Genomic DNA, 916 nt, shown 5'->3' with positions numbered 1-916 from the left:
CTGACGTTGACCACCTGAGAATTCGTGCGGGTACTTCACCCCTGCCATCTTGCCTAAACCAACGTGTTCTAGCAGGTCGTTCACGATCTGACGAGTTTCATTTTCGTTGCGAGTAAGCTTATGGAATCGAATAGGCTCAGCAATGATGTCGAATATCTTCATTCGAGGGTTCATTGATGTGTAAGGGTTTTGGAAAACCATCTGCATTTGACGACGCATAGGGCGACGTTCTTTTTCAGATTTCAGGCCAGTCAGGTCAACGCCTTCAAACGTTACCTTGCCCGAGTTTGGTGCGTACAAACCAGCAATTACACGAGCAATCGTTGATTTACCAGAGCCGGATTCACCCACCAAACCAAATGTCTCGCCTTCATGTACTTCAAAGCTCACGTTGTTCGACGCTTGTACGTACTCACGACGGCTCTCAAAGAATGAATCTTTAGTGGTGAAACGCAGGTTTACGTTTTCAACATTTAATAGTGGACCAGTGTAATCTCGGTGATCTTGGCTTTGACCCAACCAGTGGTTTTTCACATCAAGTGGTTCCATCTCGTGTGCTTCTTCGATGTAGCTCACAAGTGGGAAACGGTCGAGTTTGCGGTCTGAACGCGGAACCGCAGAGATCAAGCTGTGTGTGTATGGGTGTTCTGGCGTACCAAGCACTTTGGCAGTTGGGCCAAACTCAACTAAGTCACCACGATACATTACGGCTACACGATCGGTTACGTTAGATACCACACCCATGTCGTGCGTTACCAACATACAACCTACGTTTTTCTTAATACATAGATCGCGAATCAAACCTAAGATTTGGTCTTGGATAGACACATCCAGTGCGGTGGTTGGTTCATCTGCGATGATAAGGTCAGGCTCACCTGCCAATGCAATCGCTATAACCACACGCTGACGCATACCG

Annotated in this window: 1 protein-coding gene; it reads right to left on the bottom strand. The window is 47.3% G+C overall.

What is annotated here, in order from left to right; translation table 11 throughout:
• Positions 1 to 916, bottom strand: a 916-nt coding sequence (locus tag BCT81_RS24030) for an ATP-binding cassette domain-containing protein (protein ID WP_133152710.1), incomplete at both ends; no start/stop codon positions are given.

The organism is Vibrio sp. 10N.261.52.A1, from assembly GCF_002876325.1.
Classification (GTDB): Bacteria; Pseudomonadota; Gammaproteobacteria; order Enterobacterales; family Vibrionaceae; genus Vibrio; species Vibrio chagasii.
The sequence above is the reverse complement of the archived record's forward strand: the minus strand, read 5'-3'. Positions and strand labels throughout refer to the sequence as shown.